At 72.8% G+C, this 18,822-nt stretch carries 20 protein-coding genes, 1 tRNA gene and 2 pseudogenes; 17 read left to right on the forward strand and 6 right to left on the reverse strand.

Annotated elements, in window-relative coordinates:
- Positions 1–15 precede the first annotated feature (15 nt).
- Positions 16–1,059, reverse strand: a complete 1,044-nt coding sequence (gene tsaD, locus KSF81_RS03200; RefSeq protein WP_217377710.1) for a tRNA (adenosine(37)-N6)-threonylcarbamoyltransferase complex transferase subunit TsaD — start codon at positions 1,057–1,059, stop codon at positions 16–18.
- A 42-nt stretch (positions 1,060–1,101) separates the two neighbouring features.
- Between tsaD and hemC the strand changes: the two genes are divergently transcribed.
- From hemC to mnhG, 13 genes and pseudogenes are all read left to right on the forward strand, one after another.
- Positions 1,102–2,157 carry a hydroxymethylbilane synthase gene (hemC, locus tag KSF81_RS03205; RefSeq protein ID WP_217377711.1) on the forward strand — a complete coding sequence of 352 codons (1,056 nt, stop codon included), beginning with the start codon at positions 1,102–1,104 and terminating at the stop codon, positions 2,155–2,157.
- Between the two features lie 4 nt (positions 2,158–2,161).
- On the forward strand, positions 2,162–2,881 hold the full coding sequence (locus KSF81_RS03210; protein ID WP_217377712.1) for a uroporphyrinogen-III synthase: 720 nt from the start codon (positions 2,162–2,164) through the stop codon (positions 2,879–2,881).
- An 8-nt stretch (positions 2,882–2,889) separates the two neighbouring features.
- Positions 2,890–4,317, forward strand: a complete 1,428-nt coding sequence (locus KSF81_RS03215; protein WP_217377713.1) for a hypothetical protein — start codon at positions 2,890–2,892, stop codon at positions 4,315–4,317.
- A 4-nt stretch (positions 4,318–4,321) separates the two neighbouring features.
- Complete coding sequence (locus KSF81_RS03220; RefSeq protein WP_217377714.1) at positions 4,322–5,605, forward strand: heme biosynthesis HemY N-terminal domain-containing protein; 1,284 nt, start codon at positions 4,322–4,324, stop codon at positions 5,603–5,605.
- 67 nt (positions 5,606–5,672) lie between these two features.
- A tRNA-Thr gene (locus tag KSF81_RS03225) sits at positions 5,673–5,747 on the forward strand.
- Positions 5,748–6,211: 464 nt separating this feature from the next.
- Positions 6,212–6,691: a PTS sugar transporter subunit IIA gene (locus KSF81_RS03230; protein ID WP_217377715.1), complete on the forward strand. Its 480-nt coding sequence runs from the start codon at positions 6,212–6,214 to the stop codon at positions 6,689–6,691.
- A gap of 240 nt (positions 6,692–6,931) precedes the next feature.
- Positions 6,932–7,666, forward strand: a pseudogene (locus tag KSF81_RS28955) (proton-conducting transporter membrane subunit); the annotation flags it as partial.
- A gap of 67 nt (positions 7,667–7,733) precedes the next feature.
- Positions 7,734–9,659: a hydrogen gas-evolving membrane-bound hydrogenase subunit E gene (gene mbhE, locus KSF81_RS03235; RefSeq protein WP_254453340.1), complete on the forward strand. Its 1,926-nt coding sequence runs from the start codon at positions 7,734–7,736 to the stop codon at positions 9,657–9,659.
- Positions 9,659–10,003, forward strand: a complete 345-nt coding sequence (locus tag KSF81_RS03240; protein WP_217377716.1) for a Na+/H+ antiporter subunit C — start codon at positions 9,659–9,661, stop codon at positions 10,001–10,003. The genes mbhE and KSF81_RS03240 overlap by 1 nt, the downstream gene beginning before the upstream one ends.
- A gap of 62 nt (positions 10,004–10,065) precedes the next feature.
- A pseudogene (locus tag KSF81_RS28960) lies at positions 10,066–11,082 on the forward strand (monovalent cation/H+ antiporter subunit D); the annotation flags it as partial.
- Between the two features lie 622 nt (positions 11,083–11,704).
- A complete protein-coding gene (locus KSF81_RS03250; protein ID WP_309139693.1) occupies positions 11,705–12,097 on the forward strand; it encodes a Na+/H+ antiporter subunit E in 393 nt (130 codons plus the stop codon).
- A 56-nt stretch (positions 12,098–12,153) separates the two neighbouring features.
- Positions 12,154–12,375, forward strand: coding sequence for a K+/H+ antiporter subunit F (locus KSF81_RS03255; RefSeq protein WP_254453836.1), 222 nt, complete (start codon positions 12,154–12,156; stop codon positions 12,373–12,375).
- Positions 12,372–12,749, forward strand: coding sequence for a monovalent cation/H(+) antiporter subunit G (gene mnhG / locus KSF81_RS03260; RefSeq protein WP_217377718.1), 378 nt, complete (start codon positions 12,372–12,374; stop codon positions 12,747–12,749). Before KSF81_RS03255 ends, mnhG begins: the two co-directional genes overlap by 4 nt.
- Positions 12,750–12,912: 163 nt before the next feature.
- Here the strand turns inward: mnhG and KSF81_RS03265 are convergent, their stop codons facing one another.
- On the reverse strand, positions 12,913–13,428 hold the full coding sequence (locus tag KSF81_RS03265; RefSeq protein WP_217377719.1) for a pyridoxamine 5'-phosphate oxidase family protein: 516 nt from the start codon (positions 13,426–13,428) through the stop codon (positions 12,913–12,915).
- 122 nt (positions 13,429–13,550) lie between these two features.
- Here KSF81_RS03265 and KSF81_RS03270 point away from each other — a divergent pair, with 122 nt between their 5' ends.
- Together KSF81_RS03270 and KSF81_RS03275 are read left to right on the forward strand one after the other, a co-directional pair.
- Positions 13,551–13,874, forward strand: a complete 324-nt coding sequence (locus KSF81_RS03270) for an NIPSNAP family protein (RefSeq protein WP_217377720.1) — start codon at positions 13,551–13,553, stop codon at positions 13,872–13,874.
- A complete protein-coding gene (locus KSF81_RS03275) occupies positions 13,862–14,524 on the forward strand; it encodes a hypothetical protein (RefSeq protein ID WP_217377721.1) in 663 nt (220 codons plus the stop codon). Before KSF81_RS03270 ends, KSF81_RS03275 begins: the two co-directional genes overlap by 13 nt.
- Before the next feature lie 3 nt (positions 14,525–14,527).
- Here KSF81_RS03275 and KSF81_RS03280 read toward each other — a convergent pair whose 3' ends face one another.
- Positions 14,528–15,448, reverse strand: a complete 921-nt coding sequence (locus tag KSF81_RS03280; RefSeq protein WP_217377722.1) for a LysR family transcriptional regulator — start codon at positions 15,446–15,448, stop codon at positions 14,528–14,530.
- 127 nt (positions 15,449–15,575) lie between these two features.
- Between KSF81_RS03280 and KSF81_RS03285 the strand changes: the two genes are divergently transcribed.
- A complete protein-coding gene (locus KSF81_RS03285; RefSeq protein ID WP_217377723.1) occupies positions 15,576–16,007 on the forward strand; it encodes a DoxX family protein in 432 nt (143 codons plus the stop codon).
- A gap of 45 nt (positions 16,008–16,052) precedes the next feature.
- Here the strand turns inward: KSF81_RS03285 and KSF81_RS31830 are convergent, their stop codons facing one another.
- Together KSF81_RS31830 and KSF81_RS03290 are read right to left on the reverse strand one after the other, a co-directional pair.
- Positions 16,053–16,337 carry a GNAT family N-acetyltransferase gene (locus KSF81_RS31830; protein ID WP_375293297.1) on the reverse strand — a complete coding sequence of 95 codons (285 nt, stop codon included), beginning with the start codon at positions 16,335–16,337 and terminating at the stop codon, positions 16,053–16,055.
- Entirely contained in the window at positions 16,228–16,620 is a 393-nt protein-coding gene (locus KSF81_RS03290; RefSeq protein WP_375293298.1) for a GNAT family N-acetyltransferase, read from the reverse strand. The genes KSF81_RS31830 and KSF81_RS03290 overlap by 110 nt, the downstream gene beginning before the upstream one ends.
- Before the next feature lie 131 nt (positions 16,621–16,751).
- On the opposite strand from KSF81_RS03290, the gene KSF81_RS03295 reads away from it, so the two are divergent.
- Positions 16,752–17,981: an MFS transporter gene (locus KSF81_RS03295; protein WP_217377724.1), complete on the forward strand. Its 1,230-nt coding sequence runs from the start codon at positions 16,752–16,754 to the stop codon at positions 17,979–17,981.
- Positions 17,982–18,053: 72 nt separating this feature from the next.
- On the opposite strand, the gene KSF81_RS28965 is transcribed toward KSF81_RS03295, so the two are convergent.
- Entirely contained in the window at positions 18,054–18,659 is a 606-nt protein-coding gene (locus KSF81_RS28965; RefSeq protein ID WP_309139461.1) for a serine protease, read from the reverse strand.
- Positions 18,660–18,822 lie beyond the last annotated feature (163 nt).

The raw sequence follows: 18,822 nt of genomic DNA on the forward strand, positions 1-18,822 counted from the left end.
CGGCGGCGGAAGGTTTCAGGCCGCCATCTCGGCCAGGGGCCAGCGCGGCCGGGGCGCATGGTCCAGCGGGTCGGTAAGGCCTAGGCGCAGCCGCTCGATCCCGGTCCAGGCCACCATGACGGCGTTGTCGGTGCAGAGCCGCACCGGCGGCGCCACCAGGGGAATCGCCCGGCGGGCCGCCACCGCCGCCAGCGCGCCGCGCACCGCGGCATTGGCCGCGACCCCGCCCGCCACCACCAGCGCCGTCGCGCCGGGCAGCATCCGCAGCGCATTGCCCGCGCGGTCGGCCAGCACCGCGGCGGCCGCGGCCTGGAAGCCGGCGGCGAGGTCGGCCCGGGCCTGGTCCGGCAGGCCGCCCGCCGGGAAGCGCGCCACCGCATGCGCCACCGCGGTCTTGAGCCCGGAGAAGGAGAAGTCGCAGCCCGGCCGGCCCAGCATGGGCCGGGGCAGCGGATAGCGGGCGGGGTCGCCCCGCAGCGCCAATTGCTCCAGCGCCGGCCCGCCCGGCCAGGGCAGGCCGAGCAGCTTGGCGGATTTGTCGAAAGCCTCGCCCACCGCATCATCCAGCGTGGTGCCGAGCCGCCGGTAGCGCCCCACCCCCTCCACCGCCACGCATTGGCAATGCCCGCCGGAGACCAGCAGCAGCAGGTAGGGAAAGCGCACGCCGCCCTCGACCAGCCCCGGCAGGGTGGCGGTCAGGGCATGCGCCTCCAGGTGGTTGACCGCGACGAAGGGCAGGTTCCGCGCCAGTGCGAGGCCCTTGCCGAAGGAGGCGCCGACGATCAGCCCGCCGATCAGCCCGGGGCCGGAGGTGGCGGCGATCCCGGCCAGGGCGGCGAATTCCAGCCCCGCCTGCCGCATCACCTGGCCGGCCAGGCGGGGCAGGTGCTCCAGATGGGCGCGGGCGGCGATCTCCGGCACCACGCCGCCGAAGGGGGAGTGTTCCTGCTCCTGGCTCAGCACCGCCTCGGCCAGGATGGTGCCATCGGCGCGCAGAACCGCGGCCGCGGTTTCATCGCAGCTTGATTCGAGGCCCAGAACCGCGCCCGCCGCATCCATGCATGCCTTCCTTAACCGGCTCTCCGGTTCTATGACGCCGCCATGTCGACTGGCCATCAACATCCTGCGGGGCAGCCCGGCGGCGCTGCCGCAGCTTCCGCCCCCACGCGACCGCCCGGAGAGAGCCCGGCCCCGGTGCCCCGGCATGGCCGGGCGCTGCCGCTGCGGGTGGGCACCCGCGGCTCGCCCCTGGCGCTGTGGCAGACCCGGCACTTCCTGTCGATCATCACCGGATTCTGCCCGGTGATGCGCGAGGCGAAGGCCTTCGAGGAACACGCCATCCGCACCACCGGCGACCGGATCCAGAATCAGCGGCTGGCGGATATCGGCGGCAAGGGGCTCTTCGCCAAGGAGATCCATGAGGCGCTGCTGGATGGCCGGGTGGATTTCGCGGTCCATAGCCTGAAGGATCTGGAAACCGAATTGCCGGCCGGCATCGTCCTCGCCTGCACCCTGAAGCGGGAGGATGCGCGGGACGCGCTGATCCTGCCGCCCGGCGCGGCGGCGGTGGACCCGGCCGAGCCCTGGGGCTGCCTGCCGGCCGGCGCGGTGGTCGGCACCGCCTCGGTCCGGCGCCAGGCGCAATTGCTGGCGGCGCGGCCGGATCTCTCGGTCGCGATGATCCGGGGCAATGTCCAGACCCGCCTAGACCGCGTGCGGCAGGGCGAATTCGCGGCCAGCATGCTGGCGCTGGCCGGGCTGCGCCGGCTCGGGCTGGAAGCGGCGGCGGCGGTGGTGCTGGACCCGGAAGCGATGGTGCCGGCCGCCGGCCAGGGCATCGTCGGCATCACCGTCCGGGCCGATGACATCGAGCTGCGCGAGCTGCTCGCCGCCATCGAGGACCGCGAGGCGGCGGCGGTCAGCACCGCGGAACGGGCATTGCTCGGCGCGCTGGACGGGTCCTGCCGCACCCCGATCGGCGGCCATGCCAGGCTGCTGCCGGGCGGCGAGCTGCATCTCACCGGGCTGGTGGCGCGGCCGGACGGGTCCTTCCTGCTGAAACGCTCGGCGGTTGGCCCGGCGAAGGAGGCGGCGCGGCTCGGGGCCGAGCTGGGCCGGAGCCTCAGGGCCGATAGCCCGACCGATATCTTTGTCTGAGCCTTTGCCTGGTCTGATCCCTGGGCCGGGCATCCTCGTCACCCGCCCCGAACCGGGGGCGGCGGAGACGGCGAGCCGGGTGGCGGCGCTCGGCTGGCGGCCGGTGCTGGCGCCGGCCCTGGTGCTGGCGCCGCGGCCGTTCGCGGCCCCCCCGGCGCAGGCGCTGCTGCTGACCAGCCGCGCCGCCGCCCGTGCGGTGCCCGCCACGGGGCTTCCGGTCCTGGCAGTAGGGGAGGCGACGGCGGCCGAGGCACGCGCACACGGCTTCGTGAATGTTGCCGCCGGGAGTGGCGATGCGGCGGCGCTGGCCGACCTCGCCGCCTCCCGGCTCGACCCCGCCGCGGGGCCCTTGCTGCTGGCGGTGGGCGAGGGCTATGGGCAGGCGCTGGCGGTGGCGCTGCGGGCGCGGGGCTTCCGCGTGCTGCGGCGCCTGGCCTATGCGGCGCGGCCGGCGACCGCCCTGCCGCCTGCCGCACACGCGGCCTTGTCGGCGGGAGAGGTGGTTGCCGCGCTGTTCTTCTCGCCCCGTTCCGCGAGGTGTGCGATCTCCCTGGTCCGGGCCGCCGGCCTCGCCGCAACCGCCGCGCAGATGCAGGCGTTGGCCATCAGCCCCAGGGTTGCCGAGACCCTGCGGGAGATGCCCGCGCCGCTGGCCTGGCGGGCGGTGCGCGTCGCGCAGCGGCCCGAACAGGACTCGTTGTTGGAACTGCTCGGCCCCAGGTAAGCAACATCATGAGCGACGCCCCCGAGACCCCGGCCACCCCCCAGCCCGGCGCAGCCGCGAATGCGTCCGGCGCAGCCGCGCATGCGCCCGGCGCAGGCATGAACACGGCCGGAGCGGCCGCGACCGCGCCGCCACCGGTGCGTTCCGCGCCAGTTGCGCCCGCCCGGCGGCTCGACCCGGCGGCGCTGATGATCGGCCTTGGGGGCGTGGTGCTGCTGCTGGCGCTGTGGTGGCTCTGGGCGACGCCGCGCGCCGACCGCATCGCCGAGAGCGACGCGGCGCGGCTGGCGCAGATCGAGCAGCGGCTCGGCGGGCTGGACACGCTGCGCGAGCAGACCGCGGCGCTCGGCGCCCGGATGCCGCAACTGGCTGCGCTGGATGCCCGCGTGCAGCAACTGGCCGGGCTGGAGGGGAGGGTGCAGCAACTCGCCACGCTCGATGGCCGCGTGCAGCAATTGGCGGGCATCGAGGGCCGGGTCCACGCGTTGGAGGAGCGGCCGGCGCCGCCCGATATCCGCCCGCTGGAGGCGCAGGTCACCGCCCTGGCCGAACGCGCCGCCGCCGCCGAGCGCGGCGCCGCCCAGGCCGCCGACCGTGCCGCTGCCAATGAACGCCGCCTGGCCGCGCTGGAGGGCCGCCCGGCCTTCGACCCCGCCACGGTCGCCCCGCGCGAGGCGGTGGATGCGCTCTCCGCCCGGGCCGAGCGGCTTTCCGAGCGGATCGAGGCCCAGGCCGCGCGCGACCAGGCGATGGATGCCGAACAGACGCGCCGGCTGCAGGAACTGGCGCGCACCCAGGATGAGCGCCGCGCCACCGCGGAAGGGGCAGCGACCCAGCGCCTCCAGGCACTGGAGGGCACGCTGCGCGAGCGCATTGCCGCGCTGGACACCGCCCTCGGCCAACGGTTGGCGGCGGTGGAGCAGGCGCAGCAGAAAATGGCCGCGCTGGAGGGCCGCACCGCCCGGCTGGCGGCGCTCGATGGCTTGCAGGCGGCGCTGACGGCGGGGCAGCCGCTCGGCCAGGCGCTGGCGCGGATCGAGCAGCCGCCGGCGGCGCTGGCCCGCTTCGGCAATACGGCGCCGCCGACCGAAGCCTCGCTCCGCCTCTCCTTCGAGGCGGCGGCGCAGGCGGCCCGCGCAGCCTCCGATGCCGCCATGCAGCCTGATGGAAGCCGGCAGGGCGTGATGGACAGCGCGCTGGCCCGGCTCGGCGGGCTGGTGACGATCCGGCGCGGCGACCAGGTGGTCTGGGGCGATGCGGCGGAGGCGGAGATCGAACGCGCCCGCCGCGCATTGGAGGCCGGCGACCTGGAGGCGACGCTGGCGCATATCGAGAAGCTGCCGCCGCCCGCCCGGGCCGCGATGCAGGGCTGGACCGACCAGGCGCAGGCCTTGCAGGCGGCACGGGCCGCGCTGCGCCAGTTGGCGGCGGGCTAGGGCGATGCGGCGTGCCATCACGGTTCTGCTGCTGCTCGGCCTCGGCGTCGCGGCAGCGCTCTGGCTGGCCGAGGTCGGCGGCACGGTGGAGATCAAGGTCGGCGATGCCTGGATCGGCCTGAGCTTCCCGATCGCGCTGCTGATCCTGTTCCTGGCCTTCCTGCTGCTGCACGGCATCCTGTCGTTGATCAGCGCGCTGCGTCGCTGGCCCGGGCGCATCCGCGCCCGCCGCGCCGCGCGCCACCGCAGCGAGGGCGATGCGGCGGTGACGCGCGCCATGGTGGCGCTGGCCGCCGGCACCGGCGACGCGGCGCGGCTGGAGGTGCGCAAGGCGCGCAGCCTGCTCGGCGACACGCCGCAGACCCTGCTGCTGACGGCGGAGGCCGAACGCCTTTCCGGCCGCGAGGCGGCGGCGGAGGAAGCCTTCCGGGCCCTGGCCGGCCGCGAGGATGCGCGCTTCCTTGGCCTGCGCGGGCTGCTGCGCCAGGCGATGGCCCGCGGCGATTGGGATGCCGCCCTGGCCCTGGCGCGCGAGGCGGAGGCGGCGCAGCCCGGCGCCGCCTGGCTGCGCGAGGAACGCGCGCAACTCGCGCTCCGCACCCGCGACTGGCGGGAGGCGCTGGCCCTCGCCCCGCCCGAGACGCCGCGCGCTGCTCTAGCCCTGGCCGCGGCCGAGCAGGAACCCGATGCCGACCGCGCCACCGAGTTGGAGCGCCAAGCCTTCCAGGCCGACCCCGCCTTCGCCCCGGCCGCGCTGGCCTATGCGCGGCGGCTGCGGGATGGCGGCAGCCCGCGGCGTGCCCGCAGCGTGCTGGAGGAAGCCTGGGCGGCGGCGCCGCACCCCGACCTCGCTGAGCCCTATCGGGCCGAGGAGCCGGATGCGCTGATGCGCGTGAAGGCGGTGGAACAACTCATCCGCCGCAACCCGGACCATCCCGAAAGCCGCCTGCTGCTGGCCCGGACCGCGCTGGCGGCGGGGCTCACCGGCCGGGCGCGCGGCGCGCTGGAGGCCCTGGTGCAATCGGGCGAAGCCGACCGCCGCGCCTATCTCCTGTTGTCGGAATTGGAGGAGGCGGAGCACGGCGAGACGCCCGATACCCGCGCCGCCCAGTCCCGCTGGCTGCGCGAGGCGGCCACCGCCCGGCCCGAGCCGCGCTGGCGCTGCGGCCATTGCGGCACCGACCACGCCGCCTGGGCGCCGGTTTGCCGCGCCTGCGACACGGTGGGACAGATCGCCTGGACCGCCTCCTCAAGGGCCGCGGCGGTGCCGGCGGTGGATGTGGCCTGACGGGGGCGACGGACGGAATCCACCGTTGCCCTCGGCCGGTGCTGCTTGTATCTAGCCGGCCTTGGCTGCCGACATAGCTCAGCGGTAGAGCAACTGATTCGTAATCAGTAGGTCCCCAGTTCAATCCTGGGTGTCGGCACCAAGCTTTTCAGCAGATCGCCGACGGAGGTGAACCTCCCGGAGCGGGAATCTGCTGCCGGCCACCCGGGCCGATGGCAGCCTCGGACCTGCACCCAGGCCGCAGCCGGGATCTCCACCACCTCCGCGGAAACTACCCGGCAACCGTCGAACGAAAGTCTCTGGAGCACAGCCCGCAAGCCGCACCCAAACCGTGCTCACAAGGCCGTGGGGTGACGACGGGCAGGATGCCAAATCGATTGCTGGGCCTGCCGCAACCCTCCGCGCCGGCGCCCGGCAGATTGCCGTCCGGTACTCCTTCCGGTAGGCCGTAGAGGCTCCTGAGTGCGAGGCGAGTGGCCGCTTCCTGCGTTGGGAAGGGGGCAAGCCTTATCGTCCCCCGTCAAGGCGGGAAGTCAAGGCGGGAACCAGAATCCGGGGCTGCCGTGTCCGCAGGACAGCTCGCTCGCTTGCCCAGTTGGAGGACAGATGGGGATCACGGATCGCATCTCTGCCACTGATGTTGTTCTCGATCTGAGTGCGAGCAACAAGCGCAACCTGCTTGAGACGCTCGCGACGGAAGCATCGCGACGCCTCGGGCGTCCGCAGGCGGAGATCCTCGGTGCCCTGCAGGGCCGCGAGGCGCTGGGCTCCACGGCCCTCGGCCGGGGTGTGGCGCTGCCCCATGCCCGGCTGGCCGGGAACGACCTGCCCGTGATGATCTTCGCGCGGCTCCGTCGTCCGATCGACTACGAGGCGCGGGATGAGGAGCCGGTGGACCTCGTCATTCTCGTGCTCTGGCCCGAAGCCTCGCCGGAGGGCTTCCTGCCTGCCCTGTCGGAGACCTGCCGGGCGCTGCGGTCGCCCCAGGCGCTGCGCCGCCTGCGGGCGGCGACATCGGCGGAGGAGGTCGTCGCGCTCCTGGAGCGCTACGGCCAAGTGGACGGCGACCCACCGGAGGGCGAGTGATGCAGCCCCATGCCTGACGCCCTGCTCCTCCTCGCCCTGATCGGCCTGCCCTTCGGGGGCGCCATTGTGACTGGCCTGCTGCCGACCGCCGCACGCAACACGGCCGCGGGCCTGGCCGGCGCGGTCGCGCTCGCCTGCCTCGGCCTGGTCTGGGTAGCCTACCCGACGGTGTCGGACGGCGGCGTGCTGCGGGCCGAATTCGCCTGGATGCCGACGCTCGGGTTGAACTTCGTGTTGCGGATGGATGGCTTCGCCTGGCTCTTCGCCGGGCTGGTGACGGGGATCGGCGCGCTCGTGGTGCTCTATGCGCGCTACTACATGTCCTCCGACGATCCGGTGCCGCGCTTCTTCGCCTTCCTGCTCGCCTTCATGGGGGCGATGACGGGGCTGGTGATCTCGGGCAACCTGGTGCAGATCGCCTTCTTCTGGGAGCTGACGAGCCTCTTCTCATTCCTGCTGATCGGCTACTGGCACCACATGGCAGCGGCGCGCGACGGCGCACGCATGGCGTTCACCATCACCGCCACGGGCGGGCTCGCGCTCTTCGCGGGCGTGCTGCTGCTCGGGCACATCGTCGGCAGCTACGACCTCGACGCGGTGCTCGCCGCGGGCGACCGCATCCGGGAGCATCCCCTTTACCTCCCGACGCTGATCCTGATCCTGCTCGGCACGCTGACCAAGAGCGCGCAGTTCCCTTTCCACTTCTGGCTGCCGCATGCCATGGCGGCGCCGACGCCGGTCTCGGCCTACCTCCACTCGGCGACGCTGGTGAAGGCGGGCGTCTTCCTGATGGCGCGGCTGTGGCCGGTGATGGCGGGCACCGATGCCTGGTTCCTGATCGTCGGGGGGGCGGGGATGGTCACGTTCCTGGTCGGGGCCTATGTCGCCATCTTCCAGAACGACCTGAAGGGCCTGCTGGCCTATTCCACCATCAGCCATCTCGGGCTGATCACGCTGCTGCTCGGGCTGAACAGCGAACTCGCCCTGGTCGCGGCGGTGTTCCACATCCTGAACCACGCCGCCTTCAAGGCGTCCCTTGTTCATGGCGGCCGGCATCATCGACCACGAGACCGGCACGCGCGACATCCGGCGCCTGTCGGGCCTCAATCGCTCCATGCCCTTCACGGCGCGCTTGGCGCTGGTGGCCGCCGCGGCCATGGCGGGCGTCCCGCTGCTGAACGGCTTCCTCTCGAAGGAGATGTTCTTCGCCGAGGCCTTGTCGGCCGAGGCGCCTCTGGGGCTGCTGAACCTGCTGCCCTTCGCCGCACTGCTGGGCAGCGCCTTCAGCGTCACCTATGCATTGCGCTTCATCCACGGCGCCTTCGCCGGCCCGGATCCGGTGGACCTGCCGCGCCAGCCGCACGAGCCCGTTGCCTGGATGCGCCTCCCGGTCGAGATCCTGGTGCTGCTCTGCATCATGGTCGGCGTGCTGCCGGCCGCGACGGTGGGGCCCTTCCTCGCCATCGCCATCCGCTCCGTGCTGGGCGATGACGTGCCCTATTACAGCCTGACGGTGTGGCACGGCTTCAACCTGCCGCTCCTGATGAGCGTGGTCGCGCTGGCGGGCGGCGTGGCGCTTTACGTGCTGCTGCAACGGCGGCTGCGTAGCGAGGTGGAGGGCCCGCCGCTGATCCGGCGGCTGGAGGGGCGGCGCATCTTCGAGCGCACGATGGTCTTCCTATCCTGGCGGCTCGCGCGGCGGCTGGAGGGGCTTGCCGGCACACGCCGCCTGCAGCCGCAGCTCCGCCTGATCGTCGCCATCGCCTTCCTGGCCGGCGGCGCCGCGGTCTGGCTGCGCGGCTTCGGGCCGGGCAACCTGCCGCCCTCGCCGGTGGATCCCGTGCTGGCGCTGATCTGGGCGGTGGGCGCCGCCTGCGCGATCGGCGCGGCCTGGCAGGCCAAGTTCCACCGGCTGGCCGCGCTGATCCTGGTCGGCGGCGTGGGTCTGGTGGTCTGCATCACCTTCGTCTGGTTCTCCGCGCCCGACCTCGCCCTGACGCAGTTGACGGTCGAGGTCGTCACGACCGTCCTGCTGCTGCTCGGCCTGCGCTGGTTGCCGCAGCGCTTCCGGACCCCTGGGGAACGCGGACCGGAGGTGCTGACGCGCACGCGACGGATCCGCGATCTCGCCATCGCCGTCGCCGCCGGCGGCGGGCTGGCGGCGCTGTCCTACGCTGTGATGATGCGCACGCCTCCTGACCTGCTCGCACGCGACTTCCTCGCCCGCGCCTATTCGGAGGGCGGCGGCACCAATGTGGTCAATGTGATCCTGGTGGACTTCCGGGGCTTCGACACGCTGGGCGAGATCTTCGTCGTCGCCGCCGTGGCGCTGACCACCTACGCGCTGCTGCGCCGCTTCCGCCCCGCGCCCGACAGCGTGGAGGTGCCCGAGCAGCAGCGCGACCAGAGCGCCGCGGGCGACGCGGATACCGCGGTGCCCGTGCATGGCGACGGCCGCCGGGGCACGGATTGGCTGCTGCTGCCGTTCACCCTGGCCCGGCTGCTCTTCCCGGTGATGCTGATCGTGGCGGTGTTCCTGCTGCTGCGCGGCCACGACCGGCCTGGTGGTGGCTTCTCGGCCGGCATGGTCGTCGCCATCGCCATCATCCTGCAATACATGATCGGCGGCACGGATTGGGCCGAGGACCGGCTGCGCCTGCGCCCGCAGATCTGGGTCGGCACCGGGTTGCTGGTCGCGACCGGCACGGGGCTGGCCGCCTGGCTGTTCGGCCGGCCTTTCATGACCTCCTACTTCGCCTATGCGGAGCTGCCCTTGATCGGCAAGGTGCCGACCGCCAGCGCGCTGGTCTTCGACATCGGCGTCTTCGCGCTCGTGGTCGGCGCCACGCTGCTGATGCTGGTCGCGCTGGCGCACCAGTCCGTCCGCGGCCACCGGGCGACGCCGCGCCGCCCGGCCGCCCCGGCGATACGCGAGCGGGCGCCCGTTGCGATGGCGGGAGACGACTGATGGAGTTCATCGTCTCGGTCGGCATCGGCGTGCTGGCCGGCTCCGGCGTCTGGCTGCTGCTGCGGCCGCGCACCTTCCAGGTGATCATCGGCCTCTCGCTGCTGTCCTATGCCGTGAACCTGTTCATTTTCTCGACCGGCGGGCTGCGCACGGGCGCCGCCGCGATCCTGGAGCCCGGCGAGGCCGGCACCCTCGCCAATTACACGGACCCGCTGCCGCAGGCGCTGGTGCTGACCGCCATCGTCATCGGCTTCGCCACCACCGCGCTGCTGCTGGTGGTGCTGCTGGCCGCGCGCGGCCTGACCGGGACGGACCACGTGGACGGCCGGGAGCGCGACCGGTGACCGGCTGGATGGACCACATGGTGATCGCGCCGATCGTCGTGCCGATGCTGGCCGGCGCGGCGATGATCCTCGCCGGCGATCGCTGGCGTGGCGCGACGGTGGCGCTCGGCCTGGCCTCGACGCTCCTGCTGGTTGCGCTGTCCGTCATGCTGCTGCTCGTCGCGGGCGCGCCGGAAGTGCGCATCTACCGGCTGGGCGACTGGCCCGCGCAGTTCGGCATCGTGCTGGTGCTGGACCGGCTCTCGGCCTTGATGCTGGTGCTGACCGGCGTGCTCGGGCTTGCCGCCTTCGTCTTCTCGCTCGCCCGGTGGCACCGCGCGGGAACCCATTTCCACCCGCTGTTCCAGTTCCAGCTCATGGGCCTGAACGGCGCCTTCCTGACCGGCGACCTGTTCAACCTGTTCGTCTTCTTCGAGGTGATGCTCGCCGCCTCCTACGGCATGGCGCTGCACGGCTCGGGCACTGCGCGCGTCCGGGCGGGGCTGCACTACATCGTCATCAACCTGGTGGCCTCGCTGCTGTTCCTGATCGGGGTCAGCGCCGTCTACGGCATCTCGGGCACGCTCAACATGGCAGGCCTCGCTGCGCGCATGCGCGACGTGGCGGCCGGAGACCGGGCGGTGCTGGAAGCCGGCCTCGGCGTGATGGGCATTGCCTTCCTGGTCAAGGCGGCGATGTGGCCGCTCGGCTTCTGGCTGCCGGGGACCTATGCCGCAGCGACCGCGCCCGCGGCCGCGATCCTGTCGATCCTCAGCAAGGTCGGCGTCTATGCCGTGCTGCGCGTCTGGCTGCTGCTGTTCGGCGCCGAGGCCGGCGCCTCCGCGGGCTTCGGCGGTGCCTGGCTGCTGGCCGGGGGACTCCTCACCATCGCCTTCGGCTCGACCGTCGTGCTTGCCACGCAGAACCTGCCGCGCCTTGCGGGGGCCAGCGTGCTGGTCTCCTCCGGCACGCTGCTGGCCGCGATCGGCGCCGGGCAGGCGGCGGTGACCGGCGGCGCGCTGTTCTACCTGGCCAGCTCCGTCCTCGGGATCGGGGCCTTCTTCCTGCTGATCGAACTCGTCGAGCGTGGGCGCGAGGTGGGCGCCGACGTGCTGGCGGTGACGCGCGAGGCCTTCGGCACGGGCGAGGAGGAGGACGATTGCAGGACCAGGACGCCGTCGGCGTGGCCATCCCGGGGACCGTGGCGATCCTCGGACTCGGCTTCATCGCCTGCGCGGTGCTGCTGGCCGGCCTGCCGCCGCTGTCCGGATTCCTGGCCAATTCGCCATCCTGGCGCCGCTGTTCGGTCCCGGCGAGGCCAGGGTGCCCACCACGGCCTGGCTGCTGATGGCGGCGCTGATCCTCTCCGGGCTCGCCACGGTCATCGCCATGGTGCGCGCAGGCATCAACGTCTTCTGGGCGGCTCCCGCGGGCCGGACGCCACGCGTCGGCCTGGTCGAGATCGCGCCGGTCGGGCTTCTGCTTGTCCTGTGCGGCGCACTGACGGTCGCGGCGGGGCCGGCCATGGAGTACATGCAGGCGACGGCCGAGGCGCTGCACGCGCCGCGGGACTACCTGCGCGGCGTGATGGAGGCGCCGGCCGCCATGCCGGGGGACGGACAGTGACGCGCCGGCTTCCCTACGCGCTGCTGATCCTTGCCTTTCTCGCGCTGTGGCTGCTCCTGGTGGGGAGCGTCTCCCCCCGGCACGCTCCTGCTTGGCGTGATCCTTGCCATCGCGGGCGCCGGCGCGCTGGCGGCCCTGGCGCCTCCGCCGGTGCGCCTGCGCCGCCTTTCCGCCGTGCCCGGCCTCCTGCGCGACGTGCTGGTGGAGATCGTGCGGTCGAACAACGCGGTCGCCCGGATCGTCCTGGGGCCGGGCGAGTCGCGGGCCCGCCGCTCCGGCTTCGTCGTCATCCCGCTCGACATGCGCAGCCCCTATGGCCTGGCCGCGCTTACCTGCATCCTCACCGCCACGCCCGGCACGGTATGCGTCGATTACGACTCCGCGGAGGGCACCATGCTGCTGCACGTGCTGGACCTGATCGACGAGGAGACATGGGTCCGCATCGTCAAGGACAAGTGGGAGCGCCGGCTGATGGAGATATTCGAATGAGCGCGCCGCTGCTCGCATGGTCGGCCCTGGTCGCGCAACTCCTGCTGGTGGCGGCGATGGGTTGCGGGGCCTACCGGATGCTGCGCGGGCCGCGGGCCCAGGATCGTGTCCTCGCGCTGGACTCGCTCTACGTGAACGCTGCGATCCTGCTGCTGGTCTTCGGCATCCGGACAGGCAGCACGCACTACTTCGGGGCGGCCCTCCTCATCACGCTGCTCGGCTTCGTCGCGACGACCGCCCTGTCGAAGTTCCTGATGCGCGGGGAGGTGATCGAATGACTGATGCCGGCGACCTGCCGCTCTGGGCGGCGCTGCCGGTCGCGCTGCTGCTGGTGCTCGGCGCGGGCCTCGCACTGACCGGCTCGATCGGGCTCCTGCGGCTTCGCAGCTTCTATCAGCGCGTCCACGCCCCGACTCTCGGCACCACACTCGGTATCGGCTGCGTCCTGCTGGCCTCGATGCTGTTCTTCTCCGTGTCGCAGACCCGCTTCGTGCTGCACGAGATCCTGATCGCGGCCTTCATGGTGATCACAACGCCGGTGACGCTGATGCTACTGGTGCGCGCCGCGCTCTACCGCGACCGGCGCGAGGGCAGCGCGGAGGTGCCGCCCGTGCCGGCCGCCAAGTCGCCTGCGGAGCGGGCGGAGGGCTGACCCGCGGCGGCTCCATCCCGCTGCACGCCGCCGCCGCTTCGACCCGGCCCGCAACGGGCCCTGGAGCATGATGCTTTCACCTTCGTTCACGCATCATGCTCCAGACCTTTGTGTGATCGCGTGATTCACGCTTTTCGGTGCGAGCACCTCAAGCGATCACGCTCTAGCCGGCGCGCTTCGTGAAATCCACCTTGTCGTTGTCGCCCGGCTTCGGTGGCTGTCCCGTCGTGACCGCCTTCAGGTAGCCGAAGGCATGCACCAGGGTGGAGGATGGGCTGTCCCAGTATTCGGCGCCATCCACCGTCACCTTCAGCAGCGCGATCTTCGGGTCCTCGGCGCCGCCAGGAAACCAGACGCGCATCGGCTCGCTCCACAGGGCCTTCTGCTTCGCGGCGTCCCGCACCACCTGGGCGGTGCCGCTGACCGAGACGTAGTTCTGCTTGCGCGGGTCCGAATAGGCGAGCAGCACGCGCTCATCGCCCTTGACCTCGCCGGCCTTGGGGCTCTGCGCTTCGGTGAAGAACCACAGCACGTCACCCGGTTCCTGCTTCGCCGCGCGCATGGGACGTCCGCGGAAGCGGCCTTCCGCGTCCATGGTGACCATCATCGCCACCTCGACATCGCGGATCATCTCCCAGACCTTCTGCTGGGCCTCGGCATCCGTGCGGGTTTCGGCCATCGGTTGCGTTTCCTTGCTGTCCTGCTGGCTCCCAGAACGGCCCGCCGGGGGGCCGGTTGCAGCGGCGTGGCGCCGCGGCTAGCCTTTCCCGGAACGTCCAACGCAGAACGGAGCCCAGGGCCATGATCGTCGAGGAACGGATCTACACGATGCAGCCCGCGCAGGCGCCGGTCTATATCAAGGCCTATGAGGCCGAGGGGATGCCGATCCAGAAGCGCATCCTCGGTCGCATGGTGGGCTACTACCAGACCGAATTCGGCCCGCTCAACCAGGTCATCCACCTCTGGGCCTACGAGGATCTGGCGGAGCGCACCGAGCGCCGCGCCAGGCTGTTTGCCGATCCCGGCTGGCTCGCCTATGTCGCCAAGGTGCGGCCGATGATCGTGAAGCAGGAGAGCAAGCTGCTGCTGCCCGCGCCCTTCCTCAAGGTGAAGTGGCAGGACTGATCCCGATGCGCTGGGCGTTGCGGCTGGTCGAGGATCAATTGGCCGGCGGCGGCGCCGTGGTGCTGCCGGCGGACGGCGTGAACCGTATCGCCTATGTCGTGCATGGCGGCATCGAGGCGGGCCGTGCCGATTTCACCGACGACACCGCCTGGCACGGGCGGGGCGCCGCGACATTGCGGGCCGGACCCGAGGGCGCGGCGCTCTGGCGCTTCGAACTGGTGCCGGAGGGGGCGCCACTCGTCGCGGCCACCGGCGGCCGCACGCTGGAGAAGCTTTGCGTGGTCCTGCCCGCGCTGCCCGATGCGGCGCTGCTGCTGCGCTGCGACAGCGTGGCCTTCCCGCCCGGCGGCTGTGCCTTCCTGCATACGCATCAGGGCCCGGGCATCCGCTGCCTGATCGAGGGCGGCATCCGCATCGACACCGCGGGGCATTCCACCGCCTATCCGCCCGGCGGCGCCTGGTTCGAGGCGGGGCCGGAACCGGTGTTTGCCCAGGCCGCCACGGACCGCCCGAGCCGCTTCATCCGCGTGATGCTGCTGCCGGCGCGGCTGCTCGGCCAGAGCAGCATCGCGTATCTGCGGGAGGAGGATCGGGCACGGCCGAAAAGCCAGCGCTACAAGGGGTATGTGGACGCGGTGATCGCGCTGTAGTGCTCACCCCGCCGGCGCCACCTCCCGCGCCACCGCCAGCACCAGGCGGCGCAGCCAGGCATGGCCGGGATCGGCCTCGAAGCGGCGGTGGAAGACCAGCGAGAGCCGCGTATGCCGCACCACCACCGGCGGGTCGCGGCAGACCAGCCCATGCGCCCGTGCCATCTGCGCGGCCAGCCGTGCCGAGAGGTTGATGACCATATCCGTGCGATGCAGGATCTCCGGCACCGCGGCCAGATGCGCCACCACCGCACCGAGCCGGCGCGGATGCCCGGCCTCCGCCATCACCCCATCCAGCGCGCCGTCGCGCGAGCCGTTCGGCGAATGCAGCAGATGCGGCACGCCGGCGAAGCCCTCCAGCGTGAATTCGCCTGAGGCCAGCGGATGCCCGGGGCGCATCAGGGTGCAGAAGGCTTCCGGCAGCAGCCGCAGCCGCGTGTAGATCGCTGGCGGCTCCGGCAGCACCGCGACCGCGAGCGTCGCCTGGCCGGTTTCCAGCAGCGCTTCCCAATCCGTCCGGTCGGCGTGGCGGATCGCCAGCAGCGCCCCCGGCGCCGCCTGCGCCATATGCGCCAGCAGCGGCGGCGCCAGCACGGCCTCGGCATATTCGCTGAAGGCCGGGGTGAAGACGCGGGTGGTGGTGGCGGGGTCGAAGGGCGCCTGCACCGCCAGCGTCTCGGCGATGCGGTCCAGCGCCTCGGCCACCGGCTGCGCCAGGGTCAGGGCCAGGGCGGTGGGTTCCACCCCGCCGGGGCGGCGGAGGAACAACTCGTCGCCCAGTGCCTGGCGGAGCCGGGCCAGGGCATTGGAGACGGCGGGCTGCGACAGGTTCAGCCGCGCCGCTGCGCGGGTCACGTGCCGCTCCCGCGCCACCGCATCGAAGACCCGCAGCAGGTTGAGGTCGAGCGTGCCGAGATCGGCCATGCCTGGGCGCCACCATCATTCAGGAGGCTGATGATGAAGGTTCCGAAGCCGCGTTGGAAGTGGCTCCGCCGGGGGTGCAGATTCACCCCAAGGCGGCAGGGCCGCGAGACAACCGAGGAGCAGGACGATGTTCGACGAAAAAGCCACCACCCCCCATGCCGCGGCGCTGCTGCGGGTTTCGCTTGGCCTGATGTTCCTGGCGCATGGCGCGGTGCTGAAGCTCGGCACCTTCGGCCTGGCGGGGACGATGGGCTATTTCGGCAGCCTCGGCTTTCCGCCGGCGCTCGGCGTGGTGGTGATCGCGGCCGAGATCCTGGGCGGGCTGGCGCTGATCGCCGGCATCGGGGTGCGGGTGGTGAGCCTGGCCTTCGTGCCGCTGATGCTGGGGGCGCTGGCGCAGCATACCGGCAATGGCTGGGTCTTCAGCGGCACGGGCGGCGGCTGGGAATTCCCGGCCTTCTGGACGGTGGCGCTGCTGGTCCAGGCGGGGCTCGGCGCGGGCGCCTATGCACTGGGCGCCGGGCGGCTGTCCGGCCAGAGGCGGGCGGTGGCCGCCTGAGGCCGCCGCGCTTCGCAGCACAGGCGATTCACGCCCCAGGCTGTTTCAGCCTGGGGCGTTCGCGGCTTCGCCGCGCGGCGGGGTTGCGGCGCCCTCGCCCAGGGGCAGGGTCATCAGCACGCTGTCCACCCAGCGGCCATGCTTCCAGCCCACCGCCGGCAGCAGCCCGGCATGGCGAAAGCCGCAGCCTGCATGCAGGCTGATCGAACCCGCATTGCCGCTATCGCCGATCACCGCCACCATCAGCCGGAACCCCGCCGCGGTGCAGCGCGCGACCAGCGCCGGCAGCAGTGCCCGGCCGATGCCCCGGCGCCCCGCCTCCGGCGCCACATAGACGGGAATTCTCCACCGCGAAGCGATAGGCCGGGCGGCTGCGATAGGCGCTGGCATAGGCATAGCCGAGTACCTCGCCGGCCGTATCCGTGGCCACCAGATGCGGGTAGCCGCCGGCCAGCACCGCCTCCCGCCGCCGCGCCATCTCGGCCGCATCGGGTGGTTCCAGCTCGAAGCTCGCCAGACCGTGGCGGACCCAATGGGCGTAGATGCGGGTGAGGGCGGGGATGTCCTCGGCGCGGCTGTCGCGGAGGATCAGGCCGGTCTGGGTATCGGGCATGCGGCGGTCGCGGCGGCGCGGCAATCGGATGACCCGGGCAATGGTCGCCTGGCTCCGGCCGAAGCGCGGGGACTGGACCGCATCGCCATCCGGCCGCAGGCTGCGGGCCGTCCGCCGGAGTCCCTCGCCGCTTGCCCGATCAGCTTGTCGTCCCGCAGGCGGCACCGGCGCCGCGCCTGGCCAGGTTCCGCTCGCCCGAGGCATTGGTCGGGCTTGGAGTCTGCGCCGTCGGCCTCTCCACCACCCTGCCGCTGCCGCTCTATGTCGATTATGCGCGGGCCGGCGGGCATGGCGCCGGGGCGCTGGCCCTGGCCTTCGCCTGCTATGCGGTGACGCTGATCGTCACCGCGCCGCTGCTCGGGCCGCTGCCGGACCGGATCGGACGCAAGCCCTGCGTGCTGCTCGGCATGGCGCTGGCGATGCTCTCCACCCTGGCGCTGATGCTGGCGCCGGGCCTTCCGGCGCTGGCGCTGGCGCGGATGGCGCAGGGGCTCGGCATGGGCTGCGTCGCCGGGGCCGCGGCGGCCTGGGCGGCGGAACTCGCCTCCGCCAGGCCGGGGGGAGAGAAGCAGGCCGGGCGCCGGGCCGCCGCCATCGTTGCCGCCGCCACGGTGGGCAGTTTCGGCGCGGGCGGGCTGCTGACCCTGGGCGCGGTGGTGGCCTGGCCGGGGCTGGCGCCGCCGCCGACCTTCGCGGCGCATCTGCTCTTCACCCTGCTGCTGCTGCCGGCCATCGCCCGGCTGCCGGAGACGCTTGCGGAACCCGCCGGCGCCTGGCTCTGTCGCCCGGCCTTCCCGCGCGGGACGCTCGCCACCACCTTCGCCATCCTGCCGGCCTGGGGCACCACCGGCACGGTGCTGACCAGCGTGCCCACGGCGCTAGCGGCGCGGGGGATGCCGCTGGCCGGGCCGGCGGCGGTCTGCCTCATGATCCTGGTGGGGGTGCTGGTGCAGCAGGGGCTGCGCCGGGTGGCGCCCGGCCGTTCCGTAAAGCTCGGCCTGGTGGTGCTCTGCGCGGGATCGGGGCTGACGCTCTTCGGCGCCGCCACGGGTGGGCTCTGGTCCCTGCTGGTAGGCGGCGCCATCACTGGCAGTGCCACCTATGGCTTCATCTATCTCGGCGGCCTGGCGGCGGTGGCGGAGGCCACGGCAGCGGAGCGCGCCCGCGCCGTGGCCGGGTATTTCGTGGTGGCACATCTCGGCTTCAGCGCCGTGCCTCTCGCGGTGGGGCTGGCGGTGGATGCCTTCGGCGCCGGGTCGGCGCTGGCCGGGCTCTGGGCCGGGGTGGCGCTGGCGGCGCTGGTGCTCATTCCGCTGATCCGACGGGGCGAGGCCAGGCTGGGCGAGGCCGGCGCCGGCTGAGTGGCCCGGTCGTCCGGAGGTGAAGCCGGAGGACGTGAACCGGTCCGCAGGAGACGAGCGCCTCGGCCTGCCCTACCGCTCGCAGCGCACGAACAGCGTGCTGCGATGCGCCAGCTCCCCCACCTCGGCGGCACTGCGGTCGGGGCCGCGGCTATCGGCCATCTGCGGGGTGACGCCGGCGCGGCGGAGGAACTCGGCCGCCTCGGTGCCCTTCACCGCGAAATTCACGTTCTGCGGGATGTCTCCGGTGCGCTGCGCCACCCGCGCCGCGTTCAGCTTGGAGACGATGACGCCGACCAGATGCCCCTGCCGGTCAAACAGCGGCCCGCCGGAATTGCCCGGCTGCACCGGCGCGCTGATCTGGAATTGCACCTGGTTGTCCGCCAGCCCGGCCAGCGCGCTCACCTCCCCCGTGGTCAGGGTCGGGCCGGAGGAGAGCAGCCCGGCCAGCGGGAAGCCATAGGTCACCACCGCCTCGCCGCGCCGCACCGCGGGATCGCGGCGGAAGGTCAGCACCGGGCCGGGATCGCCCGGCACCGCCAGCAGGGCCAGGTCGCGCCCGGCATCCACCCGGGCCGGCGGGGTCGCCGCCAGGGTGCGGCCATCGGCGGTGCGGACCAGCACGCGGTTGCAGCCATCGATGACATGCCGGTTGGTCAGCACCCGGTCCCGCGCCACGACGAAACCGGTGCCGGAAGCGACGCGCGCCTGCGGGTTGAATTGCGCCGAGGGGCCGCCCGGGGAGAGGCCTGCGGGGGGGCGGCACGGCGGCGGTGGCCGGTGCCGCGGGTTTCCCCATGCCGCCGGCCGCCGTTACGTTGCCGGGCTCCAGCACCACCAC

Origin of the sequence: Siccirubricoccus sp. G192 (assembly GCF_019084075.1) — a bacterium.
GTDB lineage: Bacteria > Pseudomonadota > Alphaproteobacteria > Acetobacterales > Acetobacteraceae > G192.

Coding starts and splice junctions, on each gene's coding strand:
- tsaD (WP_217377710.1), bottom strand. CDS start 1,059: ATGGATGCGGCGGGCGCGGTTCTGGGCCTCGAATCAAGCTGCGATGAA.
- hemC (WP_217377711.1), top strand. CDS start 1,102: ATGTCGACTGGCCATCAACATCCTGCGGGGCAGCCCGGCGGCGCTGCC.
- KSF81_RS03215 (WP_217377713.1), top strand. CDS start 2,890: ATGAGCGACGCCCCCGAGACCCCGGCCACCCCCCAGCCCGGCGCAGCC.
- KSF81_RS03220 (WP_217377714.1), top strand. CDS start 4,322: ATGCGGCGTGCCATCACGGTTCTGCTGCTGCTCGGCCTCGGCGTCGCG.
- KSF81_RS03230 (WP_217377715.1), top strand. CDS start 6,212: ATGGGGATCACGGATCGCATCTCTGCCACTGATGTTGTTCTCGATCTG.
- mbhE (WP_254453340.1), top strand. CDS start 7,734: ATGGCGGCCGGCATCATCGACCACGAGACCGGCACGCGCGACATCCGG.
- KSF81_RS03240 (WP_217377716.1), top strand. CDS start 9,659: ATGGAGTTCATCGTCTCGGTCGGCATCGGCGTGCTGGCCGGCTCCGGC.
- KSF81_RS03255 (WP_254453836.1), top strand. CDS start 12,154: ATGGGTTGCGGGGCCTACCGGATGCTGCGCGGGCCGCGGGCCCAGGAT.
- mnhG (WP_217377718.1), top strand. CDS start 12,372: ATGACTGATGCCGGCGACCTGCCGCTCTGGGCGGCGCTGCCGGTCGCG.
- KSF81_RS03265 (WP_217377719.1), bottom strand. CDS start 13,428: ATGGCCGAAACCCGCACGGATGCCGAGGCCCAGCAGAAGGTCTGGGAG.
- KSF81_RS03270 (WP_217377720.1), top strand. CDS start 13,551: ATGATCGTCGAGGAACGGATCTACACGATGCAGCCCGCGCAGGCGCCG.
- KSF81_RS03280 (WP_217377722.1), bottom strand. CDS start 15,448: ATGGCCGATCTCGGCACGCTCGACCTCAACCTGCTGCGGGTCTTCGAT.
- KSF81_RS03285 (WP_217377723.1), top strand. CDS start 15,576: ATGTTCGACGAAAAAGCCACCACCCCCCATGCCGCGGCGCTGCTGCGG.
- KSF81_RS03290 (WP_375293298.1), bottom strand. CDS start 16,620: ATGCCCGATACCCAGACCGGCCTGATCCTCCGCGACAGCCGCGCCGAG.